Origin of the sequence: Sphingorhabdus sp., from assembly GCF_046596595.1 — a bacterium.
In the GTDB taxonomy this organism is placed as follows: domain Bacteria; phylum Pseudomonadota; class Alphaproteobacteria; order Sphingomonadales; family Sphingomonadaceae; genus Sphingorhabdus_B.
The window spans coordinates 1-15,957 of sequence record NZ_JBKJMB010000007.1; the positions used below are offsets into that span (position 1 = coordinate 1).

At 57.8% G+C, this 15,957-nt stretch carries 16 protein-coding genes; 15 read left to right on the top strand and 1 reads right to left on the bottom strand.

Annotation, left to right across the window (positions count from 1 at the left end):
- Window positions 1-126: 126 nt before the first annotated feature.
- The 13 genes from ACLL9E_RS00180 to ACLL9E_RS00240 all read left to right on the top strand — a co-directional run bounded on the left by ACLL9E_RS00180 (window position 127) and on the right by ACLL9E_RS00240 (window position 12,367).
- The gene (locus ACLL9E_RS00180) at window positions 127-396 is read left to right on the top strand and encodes a DUF3572 family protein (protein ID WP_411289726.1); all 270 of its coding nucleotides are present in this window, start codon (window positions 127-129) and stop codon (window positions 394-396) included.
- A complete protein-coding gene (locus ACLL9E_RS00185; RefSeq protein WP_411289727.1) occupies window positions 393-1,049 on the top strand; it encodes an HAD family hydrolase in 657 nt (218 codons plus the stop codon). The genes ACLL9E_RS00180 and ACLL9E_RS00185 overlap by 4 nt, the downstream gene beginning before the upstream one ends.
- Window positions 1,046-1,507, top strand: coding sequence for a RidA family protein (locus ACLL9E_RS00190; RefSeq protein ID WP_411289728.1), 462 nt, complete (start codon window positions 1,046-1,048; stop codon window positions 1,505-1,507). The genes ACLL9E_RS00185 and ACLL9E_RS00190 overlap by 4 nt, the downstream gene beginning before the upstream one ends.
- 89 nt (window positions 1,508-1,596) lie before the next feature.
- Window positions 1,597-1,884 (top strand): GIY-YIG nuclease family protein, encoded by a 288-nt coding sequence (locus ACLL9E_RS00195; protein ID WP_411289793.1) that lies wholly within the window; start codon window positions 1,597-1,599, stop codon window positions 1,882-1,884.
- A gap of 60 nt (window positions 1,885-1,944) precedes the next feature.
- Window positions 1,945-3,075: a GNAT family N-acetyltransferase gene (locus ACLL9E_RS00200; RefSeq protein ID WP_411289729.1), complete on the top strand. Its 1,131-nt coding sequence runs from the start codon at window positions 1,945-1,947 to the stop codon at window positions 3,073-3,075.
- Between the two features lie 80 nt (window positions 3,076-3,155).
- Window positions 3,156-4,367: an acyl-CoA dehydrogenase family protein gene (locus ACLL9E_RS00205; protein WP_411289730.1), complete on the top strand. Its 1,212-nt coding sequence runs from the start codon at window positions 3,156-3,158 to the stop codon at window positions 4,365-4,367.
- A 163-nt stretch (window positions 4,368-4,530) separates the two neighbouring features.
- Window positions 4,531-5,289, top strand: a complete 759-nt coding sequence (locus tag ACLL9E_RS00210) for a crotonase/enoyl-CoA hydratase family protein (protein WP_411289731.1) — start codon at window positions 4,531-4,533, stop codon at window positions 5,287-5,289.
- 1 nt (window position 5,290) lies between these two features.
- A complete protein-coding gene (locus ACLL9E_RS00215; protein WP_411289732.1) occupies window positions 5,291-6,826 on the top strand; it encodes an acyl-CoA synthetase in 1,536 nt (511 codons plus the stop codon).
- A 35-nt stretch (window positions 6,827-6,861) separates the two neighbouring features.
- On the top strand, window positions 6,862-8,283 hold the full coding sequence (locus tag ACLL9E_RS00220; protein WP_411289733.1) for an aldehyde dehydrogenase family protein: 1,422 nt from the start codon (window positions 6,862-6,864) through the stop codon (window positions 8,281-8,283).
- A gap of 261 nt (window positions 8,284-8,544) precedes the next feature.
- Window positions 8,545-9,714: an acetyl-CoA C-acetyltransferase gene (locus ACLL9E_RS00225; RefSeq protein ID WP_411289734.1), complete on the top strand. Its 1,170-nt coding sequence runs from the start codon at window positions 8,545-8,547 to the stop codon at window positions 9,712-9,714.
- A 156-nt stretch (window positions 9,715-9,870) separates the two neighbouring features.
- Complete coding sequence (locus ACLL9E_RS00230) at window positions 9,871-10,653, top strand: SDR family NAD(P)-dependent oxidoreductase (RefSeq protein WP_411289735.1); 783 nt, start codon at window positions 9,871-9,873, stop codon at window positions 10,651-10,653.
- A 174-nt stretch (window positions 10,654-10,827) separates the two neighbouring features.
- Complete coding sequence (locus tag ACLL9E_RS00235; RefSeq protein WP_411289736.1) at window positions 10,828-11,700, top strand: crotonase/enoyl-CoA hydratase family protein; 873 nt, start codon at window positions 10,828-10,830, stop codon at window positions 11,698-11,700.
- Between the two features lie 28 nt (window positions 11,701-11,728).
- Window positions 11,729-12,367 carry a TetR family transcriptional regulator gene (locus ACLL9E_RS00240; protein WP_411289737.1) on the top strand — a complete coding sequence of 213 codons (639 nt, stop codon included), beginning with the start codon at window positions 11,729-11,731 and terminating at the stop codon, window positions 12,365-12,367.
- A 223-nt stretch (window positions 12,368-12,590) separates the two neighbouring features.
- On the opposite strand, the gene ACLL9E_RS00245 is transcribed toward ACLL9E_RS00240, so the two are convergent.
- Complete coding sequence (locus ACLL9E_RS00245) at window positions 12,591-13,787, bottom strand: CaiB/BaiF CoA transferase family protein (RefSeq protein WP_411289738.1); 1,197 nt, start codon at window positions 13,785-13,787, stop codon at window positions 12,591-12,593.
- A gap of 73 nt (window positions 13,788-13,860) precedes the next feature.
- On the opposite strand from ACLL9E_RS00245, the gene ACLL9E_RS00250 reads away from it, so the two are divergent.
- Both ACLL9E_RS00250 and ACLL9E_RS00255 read left to right on the top strand, forming a co-directional pair.
- Window positions 13,861-15,354, top strand: a complete 1,494-nt coding sequence (locus ACLL9E_RS00250) for a hypothetical protein (RefSeq protein ID WP_411289739.1) — start codon at window positions 13,861-13,863, stop codon at window positions 15,352-15,354.
- A 57-nt stretch (window positions 15,355-15,411) separates the two neighbouring features.
- Entirely contained in the window at window positions 15,412-15,837 is a 426-nt protein-coding gene (locus ACLL9E_RS00255; protein WP_411289740.1) for a hypothetical protein, read from the top strand.
- The last annotated feature ends 120 nt before the right edge of the window (window positions 15,838-15,957 follow it).

Here is a 15,957-nt window from a genome sequence, read left to right on the forward strand (position 1 = left end):
TGCGCGCGCAGAAGATCAGTGAACAGTTTGAGGTTGAGTTCATTATCCTCAACAATCATGACCTTTTTACCCATACCGACCTTTTCCCGCTTTGCGTTCGTCAGAAGCTTGGCTTAAGCGAAAGCCATGCATGAAACAAATGGCAAGTTAGACGCATCGGGGCTGGCATTTCAGGCACTGGCTTGGGCGTTGATGGACGAATCCCGGGCAGAACGTCTGTTATCGTTGACTGGACTGACGCCGGAGGGCTTGCGCAGCAGCGTAACCAACCGCAGCACGCAGGCGGCAATCCTCTCATTTCTTGAAGCTTATGAGCCCGACCTTGTCGCTTGCGCCGCAGTGATAGGCGTGTCGCCCGCGACGCTGGTGCAGGCACGGCAGGAACTCGAGGCATGAGTATCATCACTTCACGGCCATTGCTCATATCCGATTGTGATGAGGTGCTGTTGCATATGATCGTGCCGTTTCGCGATTGGCTGGACGAGGCACATCACATCCATTTCGACCTTGTTCATGGCGACTGGGGCGAAGCGTTGCGCCACAAGCATGACGGCACGATTGTCGAACGCGGCCAGGTATGGGATCTGCTTAACGGTTTTTTCGACACAGAGATGCACCGGCAACAGGCCATCGATGGGGCAGTCGAGAGCCTGAACCGGCTGCGCGAACATGCTGACGTCGTCATACTGACCAATTTGCTGGATCACCGCGCTGGACCGCGCACCGAGCAGTTAAAGGCGGTTGGCATTGACGCGCCGGTATATTGCAATCAGGGCGGCAAAGGTGAGGCGCTTGGCCGCATATTGGACGAATATCGCCCTAGCGTTGCGGTATTTGTAGATGATTTGGGGCACCAGCATGAATCGGTTGGGGAACAGCATCCAGACGTGTGGCGGCTCCATTTTGTGGGCGAACCATTGTTGTGGGAGCGCGTCAAGCCATCGAAGTCGGCACATGCGCGGTTGGAGCGGTGGGCTGATGCCGAAATTTGGATTAGGGACCGGCTGGTTGCGAACTTGCCGGCACCGGAATTGGAAAAGGTAGCATGATGATTGAAGCAAAATTGGCTGAGCTGGGGATTACGCTCCCCGAACCAGCTGCTCCCGTGGCATCCTATGTGCCAGCCGTAGAGGCAAATGGAATGCTGTTTATCTCCGGGCAGTTGCCGTTTGTCGATGGCAAGCTATTGACCGGTCGCGTCGGCGACACGCGCGATCTGGAAGACGCAAAGGTTGCGGCCAGGGCGTGCGGCATTATGCTTATTGCGCAAATGAAGGCAGCGCTTGGCGGCAACCTTGATCGCGTCGAGCGCATCGTCAAGCTGGGCGTGTTTATTGCGTCAGAATCCGACTTTACCGATCAACCCGAAGCCGCGAACGGCGCGTCAGATTTGATGGAAGCCGTGTTTGGCGATGCAGGCAAACACGCGCGGGCGGCGGTGTCCGTGCCCGTACTCCCCCGCAACGCAACGGTGGAGATTGATTGCGTTGTGAAGGTCAAGCCCTAGCACCAAAACCGTAGTCCTGAGCAGCAGCCGTGTCAGCGGCTGCGTCCGTCGAAGGGCGCCCGTCAGCACGGAGCAACATATTGGACTGGATGTTTCACTGCTACATATTGAAATGTGCCGACGGAACATATTATGTCGGGCACACGGACAACATGGACAAAAGATTTGCAGAGCATCAGTCTGGGATTTTTCCGGGGTATACGTATAGCCGACGACCTGTGAAATTGATCTGGAACGACATGTTCCAGACTCGCGATGACGCAAAGTCGGCAGAAAAACAGATTAAAGGCTGGAGCAGGGCAAAAAAAGAAGCGCTGGCGCAACGGGATTGGAATCGTGTGTCGGAGTTAGCAAAATGTCGCAGTCGGGGACTATGACCGTCCTTCGACGGCCGCGCCCGCGATGCGGTCGCTGCTCAGGACTTCGGTGTGCCTTCAATGGCTGACGTCACCGCCGAACTTCTTACCAAAGTCAGCGATATATCCGCTGACCAATGGGATGCGCTCAATCCGCGCGGCAACCCCTTTGTCAGTCATGCGTTTCTGTCGGCGCTTGAACAGTCGGGAAGCGTTGGTCCGGGAACGGGCTGGTCGCCATCGCCAATTCTCATCCGTGATGCAAACGGCGTCCCGGCAGCGGCGCTCCCCGGCTATCTTAAAACGCATAGTCAGGGCGAATATGTGTTTGACCATCATTGGGCGGACGCATTTCATCGGGCGGGCGGGCAATATTATCCGAAGTTGCAGATCGCGGCACCGTTTTCGCCCGTGCCGGGGCCGCGATTGCTTTTGCGCGATCCAACGATGGCGTTGCCAATTTTAAGGGCCGCCGAAGAAGTGGTGGACCAGAACGGCCTGTCATCGGCGCATGCCACTTTTGTCGAGGCAGACGAACTTGAGGCATTTCGCGCCGCCGGATGGCTGACGCGCGTGGGCACGCAATTTCATTGGCAGAACCGCGATTACGCGAACTTTGAAGGCTTTTTGGGCGCTTTGTCGTCGCGCAAGCGCAAGGCCATCCGCAAGGAACGCGCCGGCGCGCAGGCCGCAGTCCGGATCGAGGTGATTTCCGGGGCTGACATCACGGCGGATCATTGGGACGCGTTCTGGATATTTTACCAAGATACCGGCGCGCGCAAATGGGGGACGCCGTATCTGACGCGTGCGTTCTTTGACATCATCGGCACCAGCATGCGCGACGGCATTGTCCTGTTTCTGGCCCATGATCAGGGCCGCCCGATTGCAGGCGCGCTCAACTTTGTCGGCCCAGACTGCTTGTACGGCCGTTATTGGGGCTGCACGCGCGACGTGCCGTTCCTGCATTTCGAATTATGCTATTATCAGGCGATTGATTACGCCATCGCGCATGGGCTCGCACGCGTGGAGGCAGGCGCGCAGGGCGAGCATAAATTGGCGCGCGGCTACGAAGCGGTGCCGACTTATTCTGCGCATTATATTTCCAACGCTGGCTTTCGAAGCGCGGTTGCCGACTTTCTCGAGCGTGAGACGCGGGCCATGGAACGCGAGATCGCATTTCTGGGCGAAATGGCGCCGTTTAAAAAGGCCTGATTGCCCTTGAACCGGGACGGAATTCAGTATTGCATTCGCCTCTTTAATCGCGCAATTAAACGCCGAGAGAGGAATCAAATATGACCCAGCCGAGCCCACAGGAACTTGCCGCGTTCGAAAAGGACTGCGACGCTTGGTTTGCGGAAAATACGCAACGCGACCCCGGCTTCATGTTGCCATTGACCTTCATGGAAGTGTCAACGGACCAGCAGTTTGATTTTCTGCGCAATTGGCAGCGCAAGGTGTACGAGGCGGGCTATTTCGGCATGTCCTGGCCAACCGAATATGGCGGCTATGGCATGCACCCCGAATATCAGCGCGTCGCCACGCGGATCATGAAAAGCCACGACGCGCCAATCATGCTCAACGCCATCGCCAATGGCTGGACGGGGCCGTTGCTGCTCGACATTGGCCGCGAAGAGGACAAGCGCCGCTTTATCAAGCCCATGCTTTCGGCAGAAGAAATCTGGTGTCAGGGCTTTTCCGAGCCCGAACATGGCTCTGACCTTGGCAGCGCGCAAACCAAGGCGGTGCGTGACGGCGACGAATATGTAATCAACGGGTCCAAAATCTGGACATCCTTGGGTGATCGCGCCGATTATATGATCCTGCTCGCGCGGACATCGAACGACGGGCCAAGCAAATATGCAGGGCTCTCGTTCTTCCTCGCGCCGATGAAAATTCCGGGCGTCGAAACACGGCGTCTGAAAAAGCTGACGGGCGAATATGGTTTTACCCAGTGCTTTTTCACCGATGCGCGAATCCCGGCCTCGGGCCTCGTTGGCGAAGAAGGCCAGGGCTGGATGGTCGCGATGAAGACGCTGGAATATGAGCGTGGTGCCAAGGTCAATCCGGTGGGTGGCTATTTCGTCAAGGAAATGGACGTCATGGGCGTCGTTGACATGGCGCGTTCAGCAAAGCGTGGCGGCAAGCCCGTGCTTGATGACCCAGTTATGCGCGACAAATTGGTTGAATATATGATCGAGATTCAGGCGCTGAACCTCAACAACCAACGCCGCCGCATGTCCCCGCTGACCAGCGACCGCCCCATGGGGCTTGCGCTCATGAACAAATTGGCGCGGACGGAACTAGTGCGCGAACTGACCGAGTTTTCGCTGCAGTTTCAGGGTACGCGCGCTGGCTATTATGTCGGGGACGAAAATGCAGTCGACGACGGCTATTGGCACAGGTCCTATCTGAACAGCTTTTCCGCCACGATTGGCGGTGGCACCAGCCAGATCCAGAAGAATATCATCGGCGAACATGTGCTTGGCCTGCCCAAGGGGCGGTGAGCGTGATGATGCACCGAAGCCCTGAGCAGCAGTTGCGCAGCAGCTGCGTCCGTCGAAGGGTGCCTGTCGTTCCAATGCCGCATGATGCGGAGAGACGCCCTTCGACTTTTCGTCAGCGCAATGCGCTGACGGCTCAGGGCTACGGTTTATCCAGGAGGTTTAAATGAGCGAAGTCCTAACCCAGGCACAAGACGGCGTCCTGATCATCACCATCAACCGCCCCGAAGCCAAAAACGCGGTCAACCAAGCGGTGGCGAAGGGCATTGCTGCGGCCATGGAGCAGCTTGATAGCGACAAGGCCCTCAACGCGGGCATCATCACGGGCGCTGGCGGAACATTCTGCTCTGGCATGGACCTCAAGGCGTTTCTGCGCGGCGAGCTGCCAAGCATCAAGGGCAAGGGCTTTGCCGGGTTCATTGAATCGCCACCTGCCAAGCCCTTGATTGGCGCGGTCGAGGGCTATGCGTTGGCAGGGGGCATGGAAATCGCGATTGCCTGCGATTTGCTTGTGGCGAATGACAAGGCGCAATTTGGTATTCCTGAGGTGAAACGCAGTCTGGTCGCGGCGGCAGGTGGGTTGCTGACTTTGCCATCGATCATCGGCAAGCGGATGGCGATGGAGCTTGCGCTAACGGGTGATTTTATCTCGGCGCAGCGGGCCTACGAGATGGGCTTTGTGAACCGCGTGACCGACGGCGCTGCAATCGATGCCGCGCTCGAGCTTGCGGCCAAGGTGGCCGCGAACGGCCCGCTCGCGTTGATTGCGACCAAGCGCGTGATCAACGAGCGGCCGGACTGGAACTCGACCGAAATGTGGAAAAAGCAGAACGAGATCTGCGCGCCGGTGTTCACGTCCAAGGATTCGCGTGAAGGCGCCATGGCTTTCGCCGAAAAACGCAAACCGAACTGGTTGGGTGAATAATATGGGCCACCCCGCTGTCCACGCCGCCGCCAATCCTGACAAACCAGCCGTCATCATGGCGGGTTCGGGCGAGACCATCACTTATGGGCAGCTTGACGCGCGGTCGAACCAGTGCGCGCAACTGTTCCGTTCGCTTGGCCTTCAGCATGGTGACACCGTTGCATTCTGCCTCGAAAACCGCGCCGAATTCTTCGATTTGGTCTGGGGCGCGCAGCGGGCAGGATTGATTTATGTCGCCATCAGCTGTCGCCTGACGGCGTCTGAAATCGACTATATCCTCAACGACAGTGGCGCAAAGGCGTTGTTTGCTTCGCCCTATCTGGGAGCAGTGCTTGACCAGATACAAAGTCCTGTCCAGAAATATCTACTCGGCGGTGAACATGCTGGCTGGCAGGATTATGCGGCCGCGGTGGCAGACATGCCGACCACGCCCGTTGCCGATGAACGTGCAGGCACCGACATGCTGTACAGTTCTGGCACCACTGGTCAGCCAAAGGGCATTCGGTTTCCCTTGCCTGACGACGCCGATATTGCCGCACCCAATGTGCTGGCCGGGCTTGCTTCCATGGCGTTCAAATTTTCAGGCGACAGCATCTATCTTTCGCCCGCGCCGCTCTATCATGCCGCGCCGTTGCGCTGGTGTGCGGCGGTGCACAGGCTTGGCGGCACGGTCGTGGTTATGGAGAAGTTTGACCCCGAAGCCGCGCTGGCAGCGATCGAAAAGTACAGCATTACCGCCAGCCAATGGGTACCAACGCACTTCGCTCGGATGCTGAAGCTGCCCGATGAGGTCCGCAACAGATATGACGTGTCGAGCCTTCAGTCTGCGGTTCACGCCGCTGCGCCATGTCCGGTTCCCATCAAGGAAGCGATGATTGCATGGTGGGGGCCAGTGCTCCGCGAATATTATGCCGGAACCGAGGGGCAGGGGATTACCTTTATCTCGAGCGAAGAATGGCTGACCCACAAGGGCTCGGTTGGCCGCGCATTGAATGCCATCATGCATATTTGCGACGATAATGGCGACGATGTGCCGGTCGGCGAAGAAGGCACGGTTTTCTTCGAAAGTGCCGCGTCCTTCAGCTACCATAATGACCCCGACAAGACCAAAGGCGCGACCAACAAGCATGGCTGGACGACGCTTGGTGATGTCGGGCGGCTGGATGAAGAGGGCTATCTGTACCTTACCGACCGCAAGAGCTTCATGATCATTTCGGGCGGGGTGAACATTTACCCGCAGGAGATTGAAAACCATCTGGTCACGCATCCCCGCGTGCGCGACGTTGCCGTCATTGGCGGCCCGCATGATGAAATGGGCGAAGAGGTTATTGCCGTGGTCCAGCCACTCGACATGGCCGACGCCGGGGATGCATTGCGCGATGAACTCACCGCCTTTTGTCGCGAGAAGCTGTCGGGCATTAAAATCCCGCGGCGGATCGACTTTCGCGAAGAGCTTCCACGCCACGATACCGGAAAACTCTACAAACGGCTTTTGCGCGATGAATATTGGGCAAAGCAGGACAAGCCATCAACTTAAGGCTATAATGCCGAAGACTCATCAGGAGATAGACAATGACCACCCAATATAAAAATCTGATCAACGGCGAACTGGTCGATAACGGCCAATGGATTGATGTCGTGAACCCTGCGAACGAACAGGTTATCGGCCAGGTGCCCGATTGCGGTCAAGCCGATTTGGACAAGGCCGTGGCCGCCGCGCGTGCCGCATTCCCGACATGGAAGAAGACCAGCGTCGAAGAACGCCGCGCCTTGTTCGCCAAAATGGCCGACATTATCAAGGCGAACAGCGACGAACTGATGCGCCTTTTGACATCGGAACAAGGCAAGCCGCATATGCAGGCGGGCAGCGAGATTGCTGGCTGCGTTGGCATGACACGCGCGCTTCCGATGCTCAACCTCGAAGAGAAGATTACCGAAGACAGCGACAAGCGCCTGAGCCGCACACGCCGGGTGCCCGTTGGTGTGGTCGGCGGTATCGTACCATGGAATTTCCCCGTTTTGATGGCGATCCAGAAGATCGTGCCTGCTTTGTTGTCGGGTTGCACGATGGTGTTGAAGCCATCGCCGTTTACGCCGCTCGCAACCTTGCGTCTGGCCGAGCTCGTCGCTGGCGTTTTCCCGCCGGGCGTTCTCAACATCATCACCGGTGGTGATGCGCTTGGGCCAATGCTCACGGCGCATCCCGACATCGACAAGATCACCTTCACAGGCTCGACCGCAACGGGCAAGCGCGTGATGGAATCGGCGTCGAAGGATCTGAAGCGCATCACGCTTGAACTTGGCGGCAATGACGCGGCAATCGTTCTGCCCGATGCGGATGTTGCCAAGGTTGCTGAAAAGCTGTTCTGGGCAAGCTTCTACAATGCAGGCCAGGTCTGCATCGCGGCCAAGCGGATCTACATTCACGAAGACATCTATGACGAGTTGTCGGGCGCGATCGCGGCTTATGCCAAGGCGGTCAAGGTCGGTGACGGCGCGGAACAGGGCACCGCAATCGGCCCCATCCAGAACAAGCCGCAATATAAGCGCGTGCTTGAACTGATTCAGGACGCCAAGGACAAGGGCTACAAATTCCTGGCAGGTGGCGACCATGACCCGTCGATCCCGGGCTATTTCGTGCCGGTGACGGTCCTCGACAATCCGCCTGAAGATGCGCGGATTGTCGCCGAGGAACAATTTGGCCCAGTCATGCCATTGATGAAGTTTTCGACCATCAATGAAGTCATCAGCCGTGCAAATGCTTCGGATTACGGCCTTGCCGGTTCGATCTGGACCAGCAACCCAGAAGCAGCGGTTGAAGTCGCCGAGCAGTTGGAAACCGGCACCGTGTGGATCAACGAATCGATGCATCTCGCCCCCAACGCTCCATTTGCCGGACATAAGCAATCGGGCTTTGGCGCGGAATTGGGTGAAGAAGGCTTGCTGGAATTCACCTATCCGCAAGTGATCACCATCGCGCGCGAAGCGGCTTAAAAGAAGCTGACATATAGAAGACACCGTAGTCCTGAGCAGCAGTCGCTTGCGACTGCGTCCGTCGAAGGGCGCTTATCCGAACGGCACGGCGCTGAACTGATAAGCGCCCTTCGACTTTTCGCCAGCGCTTTGCGCTGACGGCTCAGGGCTACGGTTTTCATTTGTTGGTTCGCGGCGATTCGCTGCCGATAATCTCTCCCTTGACTCTCCCCCTTCAAAGTTTAATCGTGCGATTAAATTTAGAACATCAGGAGAGAAGATATGGCAGACGCCTATATTGTGGATGCGGTCCGTACCGCTGGAGGCCGCCGCGGCGGCAAATTGGCAGGCGTACATCCGGTTGATCTGGGCGCTGCCGTGCTTGATGCGATTGCTGATCGCAATGATTTCGATCCTGCGGCGATCGAAGACGTCATCATGGGCTGCGTCATGCAGGGCGGCGAACAGGCCGGCGATGTTGGCCGCAATATCGTGCTCGCGTCACGCCTCCCCAACTCGATTCCCTCGGTCAGCATCGACCGCCAATGTGGATCTTCCCAGCAATCGATGATGTTTGCGGCGCAAGGCGTGATGTCGGGCACGCAGGACATCGTGCTGGCTGCCGGTATCGAAAGCATGACGCGCGTGCCGATGGGTTCGACGTCGATGCTGTTCAAGAAAGAGGGCATGGGCACATATAAGAGCCCGCGGCTCGAAGAAGCCTATCCCGGCATCATGTTCAGCCAGTTCATGGGCGCGGAAATGCTGGTGAAGAAATATGGCCTCACCCGCGAAGACCTCGATCAGTTCGCGCTTGAGTCGCACCAAAAGGCGATTGCCGCCACGCAAAAAGGTGCCTTTGCCAATGAAATCGTCGGCATGGAGGTCGAGACGCCGGAGGGCAATATCGTCCACAACAGCGACGAAGGCATCCGCTATGATGCGACCTTCGAAAGCCTGTCGGGCGTCAAATTGCTTCAGGAAGGTGGTTCGATCACGGCCGCCAATGCCAGCCAGATTTGCGACGGTGCTTCGGCGGTCCTGATCGTGTCGGAAAAGGCACTCAAGGAACATGGCCTGACCCCGCGCGCGCGTATCGTCAACCTGACGGTGACTGCAGGCGACCCGGTCATCATGCTTGAAGAACCTTTGTTCGCAACCGACCGCGCTTTTCAGCGTTCGGGCATGAAGATGTCCGACATTGACCTGTATGAAGTCAATGAGGCCTTCGCGCCGGTGCCTTTGGCTTGGCTGAAGCATACCGGTGGCGACCGGTCGAAGATCAACGTGCATGGCGGCGCCATCGCGCTTGGCCACCCATTGGGCGCGTCAGGTACCAAGTTGATGGCCACCTTGCTCAACGCGCTTGAAGCACGCGGCGGCAAATATGGCCTGCAGACGATGTGCGAAGGCGGCGGTCAGGCCAACGTCACGATTATCGAGCGGGTTTGATTTCCCTCTCCCGCCAGCGGGAGAGGCAGCGAGACTTGGCAATTTAATGCCTAGTCGCAGCGGTGTGGGCCCACACCAAGTCCGACTAGCGAGCGCGCTCGCAAGTCTTCCTATCCTCTCCCGCCTGCGGGAGAGGTAAAACGATCAGGAGTATTTATGAAACTGGATTCAACTGTCGCAGCCGTCGTTACAGGTGGCGCATCGGGGCTTGGCGAGGCAACCGCACGGGCGCTCGCGGCAAAGGGCGTGAAGGTCGCGATTTTCGATTTGCAGGCCGACAAGGGCGAGGCGCTGGCCGCTGAAATTGGCGGTGTGTTCTGCAACGTCAACGTCACCAGCGACGAAAGCGTCGATGACGGCTTTGCCAAGGCGCGCGCTGCGCATGGTCAGGAACGTATCTTGGTCAACTGCGCCGGCACGGGCAACGCCGCCAAAACCGCGAGCCGTTCCAAAGAGGACGGATCGATCAAGCATTTCCCGCTCGACGCCTTTAACAGGATTATCCAGATCAATCTGGTCGGCACGTTCCGCTGCATCGCCAAGTCGGCGGCCGGCATGCTGACGCTTGAACCCATGGAAGATGGCGAGCGCGGCGCAATGGTCAACACCGCGTCGGTTGCTGCCGAAGACGGCCAGATGGGGCAGGCAGCTTATTCCGCGTCCAAGGGCGGCGTCGTTGGCATGACCTTGCCAATTGCGCGCGACTTGATGAGCGAAGGCATTCGCGTCAACACCATATTGCCTGGCATATTCAACACGCCATTGATGAATGGCGCACCGCCAGCGGTCAAGGATGCGCTTGCCGCATCGGTTCCGTTCCCCAAGCGCTTGGGCCATCCGCACGAATTCGCGCAGGTGGCGCTGACGATGATCGAGTGCGGCTACTTCAACGGCGAAGACGTTCGGGTTGATGGCGCGATCCGGATGGCGCCGCGCTAGTTGAAGGCAGACATGAAAAATAACCGAAGCCCTGAGCCGATAGCGCGAAGCGCTAACGAAAGTCGAAGGGCGTTGGGCGGTAAAGCACATAGCCTGACGGTTAGGCGCCCTTCGACGGTCGCAGCCGTAACGGCTGCTGCTCAGGGCTCCGGTTTTAAATAAAGGCCAACAGAAATGACCCACTTCACCCAAATCCTGTACGATGTTGCCGATGGTATCGCGACGATCAGTATGCACCGTCCGGAAAAGATGAACGCATTCACCAATGTGATGATGCGCGAAATGTGCGCTGCGTTTGACCTCGTCGATGCCGATGACGCCGTACGTGCGGTGATCGTGACCGGATCGGGCGACCGCGCCTTTTGTGCCGGGGCCGATCTCACGCCCGATTCAGGCGGTGACGTTTTTGCCAGTCGGTCCGAAGTTGAAACACTGTCGGATGAACGCGTGCGCGATTCGGGCGGGCGGCTCACGCTGCGCATATTCCAGTGCAAAAAACCGGTTATCGGCGCCATCAATGGCGCAGCGGTTGGCATTGGAGCAACGATGCAGCTGCCAATGGACTTCCGCCTGGCGAGCGACAATGCGCGCTTCGGTTTTGTATTTGCACGCCGGGGTATTGTCCCCGAGGCGGCCTCAAGCTGGTTCTTGCCGCGACTTTTCGGCATGAGCCAAGCCCTCGAATGGTGCATGACCGGACGCGTATTTGATGCGGATGAAGCTTTAAAGGGCGGCCTTGTCCGATCAGTCCACGCACCAACCGAGTTGCTGGCTGCCGCGCGGGCGTTGGCACGCGAGATTGCCGATAACACCGCGCCAGTGTCGATAGCGTTGACGCGCGCAATGCTGTGGCGTCTGTCAGCGGCCGAACATCCGATGGCCGCGCACGAAATCGACAGCCGGGCGATTTACCGCCGCGCGCGGTCTGGCGACGCCAAAGAAGGTATTTCCAGCTTCCTTGAAAAGCGTACTCCGGTCTACCCTGACAAAGTTTCCGCTGACTTGCCTGACTTCTTCCCATGGTGGGATGAACCTGTTTATAAGTGACGCTACGAAAAAGGGGAGCAGCGGATCAATGGCGACAACAGGACCGAAGCTGGCAAGTGAATCACCGGACGGCAGCACTGCGCGCGATCAGCTGATCGAAGCTGCAAGCCAGATCATGCGGGAAGGCGACACGATTGACCTGTCGCTGTCCGAACTTTCGCTGCGTGCTGGCCTGAACAGCGCGTTGGTGAAATATTACTTTGGCAACAAAAATGGCCTGATGCTGGCGTTGCTTGACCGCGACATGGGCAATATCGTCCAGAGCCTCGGGGCTTTGGTGGCCAAGGACATGCCGCCAGCCGACAAATTGCGCATCCATATCGGCGCGGTCATCGATACCTATCACGCCTTTCCTTATTTGAACCGCTTGTTGATGCGCATGGTCCGCGACAGCGCGCCCGCCGAGGCCGCACGCATTGCCGAATTATACCTCAAGCCGATTTCCCGCACCTATCAGGTACTCATCACCGAAGGCGTCAAGGCCGGAAAATTCCGCAAAACCGACCCGCAGTTTTTCTACTTTACGGTAACTGGCGCAGCCGACCGATTTTACTCATCGCGCCTCGTTTTGCGGCATTGCTATAATCAGGACGATTTCGACGAAAATATGCGCGATGCCTATCGTGAACATACCATCGACCTCATCATGCGCGGGTTGCTGGTTTAATTGAGACTGTCAAACAATCGGCCGCTCCAAAAGCATCGTCATCCCGAACTTGTTTCGGGATAACGGGCGACGGTAGTTCGTTATCCTGAAACAAGTTCAGGATGACGATAGGTTGGAATTCGTTATCGTGAAACAAGTTCAGGATGACGATATGCTGGAGTTCGTTATCCTGGAACAAGGTCAGGATGACGATAGGTTGGAGATTGCAGGACTATCCCCGCTATCACATCCCCAACGCGGCCCGTATCTCGTCCCCGTCGGCATCGAGCATCGGCGGATGGGCGTAGTTCGACACGGGCGTTCCGGCGTAATGCACAGGATGTTTCATTGACCGATATTTCCCAAAGTCGGGAGACTCCAGTTCCTCAAAAAAGCCGACGTCAGCCAAATGGGGGTCGACCAGCACATCAGCCATCCGGTTATATTTCATCGCCGGAATGTCATGCTCGGCCAACAGGTCAAGCCAGTCAGCCGTCGTGCGCGTCGCGCTCACCTCCTCGATCAGGGCGTATAATTCGCCTGTATGCTTGGTGCGTTCCTGATAGGTGGAAAAGCGCGGATCGTCGAAGACATTTGGCTTGCCGCCCAACTCGAAAAAGGTGGCCCACTGCCGGTCATTATAGGGCACAATGGCGATGAAGCTGTCCTTCGTCGGATATGGCCTCCGCCGTGGGTTGACTGACCGCGTATAACCCATGCGGCCGTTGCCGGGGATGAAGGTTTCTCCCCACAGATTTTCCACCATGTTGAACCACGTAAAACATTCGAACATCGGCACCTGTACAAACTGCCCGCCTTGGCCGCCTGCGCGCGCGAGCAACGCCGCCATCGTCGCGTTCGCCGCAAAAAGGCCGCTCACTTTGTCTGCCACGAGACTTGGCGAATAGGTTGGCCGGCCGCCATCGCGCTGTTCGCTTAATGCAGCGAAACCCGAGGCAGCCTGAATGAGGTCGTCATAGGCCTGCCGCTCGCCATACGAACCGCCAGCGCCAAAGCCCGCACAGTGGACATAGACGATATCGGGGTTGATTGCCTTGACCGCTTCATACCCAAAGCCAAGCCGCTCGACCCCTGCCATGCGGACATTGTGGATGAAGACATCCGCCTCTTCGAGCAACGCCTCCAGTATCTTTTTGTCTTCAGCGTTCTTGATATTCAGGTTGATGGCTTTTTTGTTGCGGTTAAGCGCGGTAAAAATGGGGCCGTGCTGTTTGGTGGGCGAATCCCCGCCATGGCGCATCATATCGCCCGGCGTATTGCCCTGGCTGTTCTCGATCTTGATGACCTCGGCGCCAAGGTCAGCCATTTGCACGGTGGCATAAGGTCCAAGCACAACTGTCGCCATGTCCACCACCTTGATGCCCTTCAATGGCCCGGTTGGTTCCTTGTCCCATGTCAGTTTCGGCCATTTTGCCATCATTGTTCTCCCAAAGTCCTTGCATCGACTGCTAGCATATTTAAGCGTGCAGTTAAGAGACAATCGGGAGTGAGTGATGCGCAATTTTGACGCAAGCGCGCCAGTGATCATTGGCGTTGGTGAGGCGAGCCGCAAGACTGTAACTGGTGAATGGCCATCACCGCGCGAATTGGCAGGCGCGGCCATCAAACTTGCTCTTGCCGATACTGGCCAGCAGGCCGCCGTTGCCGCCGCGATTGACACCATCGCAGCCATCCGCACGTTTGAAGATAGCGGCGTCAGCCTCGGCACCGGATCCCCCGACAATGCGCCCGAGGCCTTTGGCGCGGTAGGCGGGATTAGAGCCACGCGGCTGATCTATGCAGATGTCGGTGGCCAAAGCCCGCAGGCGATGCTGAACGAACTCGCCGGCGACATCCGGCGCGGCACGTGCGCGTTGGCAGTGCTTGTTGCGGCAGAGGCAACAGGGACCGCCAAGCGCGCCCGGAAGGCGGGGGTGAATCTGGACTGGAGCTTGGCTTCGGACACGCCATTCGACAACCGTCTGTCCAGCTTTCCGATCTTGAGCCGCACCGAAATTCGCCACGGCATCATTTCGATGCCGCTTGCCTATAGCCTGATCGAAAATGCGCGGCAGATAGGTTTGGGGCTGGATCACGATGTTTATGCGCAGCACATGGCAGCATTGTGGTCGGCCTTTTCGGCGAAGGCGGAAACCCGCGTTCATGCCCAGTTTCCCGGCTTTCGGTCGCCCGGGGAAATGCTGACCGATACGAACGCCAATTACCCGCTGACCGATATTTACCGCCGCTGGCATGTTGCGCAGGATGCCGTCGATCTGGGCGGCGCAATCATCCTCACCAGTGCTGGCAAGGCGCGCGAATTGGGCGTGGACCAATCCAAATGGGTCTGGCTTGCGGGTGCCGCCGAAGCTGCCGAGCCCCCTTTGTCCGAACGTGCAGTCATCCACCGTTCGGCCGCGCTGGATTTCGCCATTCCCGCTGCGCTGGATCAAGCGGAGCTAACATCGGCTGATCTTGGCCCAGTGGACATTTATAGCTGCTTTCCCTGCGCGGTGTTCGCCGCGGTGGACAGCCTGCAGGACCCCTCGCGACCATTGGGCGATTATACGCTCACAGGAGGGCTCAGCTTTTTTGGCGGGCCTGGCAATGGCTACAGCGTGTACAATATCGCCGCCATGGTCGATGCGCTGCGCCAAGACGGGTCAAAACCCGCTTTAGTCACGGCCAACGGCGGCGTCATGTCGAAACAAGCAGCGGGGATCTATACCGCGCACCAGCCGGAGGTCGCGTGGTCCGGCGAAGTGGCGAAGGGCTATGCGCCAGTGCCGCTGACGCTTGACGATGCCCCCGACGGTAAGGCCCGCGTGCTAAGCTGTGTGCGTCCAGCGGGCAAGGACGGCTTTGGCCCGGCTACCGTTTTGGTCGAGATGGAACACGGCGCACGCGCCATGGCGGTTATGGACACCCCGCCCGATAAAGCGCTTGGCAACATCATTGTCCAAGTCACCCCCGGGGAAAAACGCCATATTGCGGTGCCAATCCGATAATCTACAGTTCATCATTGTTCGCTTATGCTATGATGCAGCGCGAACAGGAGAGAACCGATGCAATTCCTCAAAGTGACTGCCTTCACCCTTCCCTTTTTACTCGTTGCCGCGTGCGGCGAAGTGGACAGTACCCCCGTACCGCTCACCGAGAAACAAAGCGCCGTGTTGATGAAGGAATTAAACGGCAAAGTTGCTGGCAAGCCCGTAAATTGCATTAGTGATTTCAATACCCAAAGCATGATTCGCGTGAGCGACGATATTCTGCTCTACCGTGTGTCCTCCCGCTTGGTGTACCGAAACAATTTGCGCTCGTCATGCTCCGGTCTCGCGCGCGACAACGACATCATCGTTTCCGAACAATTTGGCGGCCAGAAATGCCGTGGCGACCTGCTTCGGCTGGTGGACCGGACCAGCGGCATCCCCGGTGGATTTTGCAGCCTTGGTGAATTCACCCCATACCGCGCGGACAAGTCGCCGGATTAATATAAGACTGCGCTCCGCTTTCAAACGCATAGGTGACCACGGCTGAGGACAGTTTCTGCACCCTTGCGGCTTCGCCCTTGGGCTGGCAAAGGGGCGGTTCCAACCGTGTTTGAAAGCAAT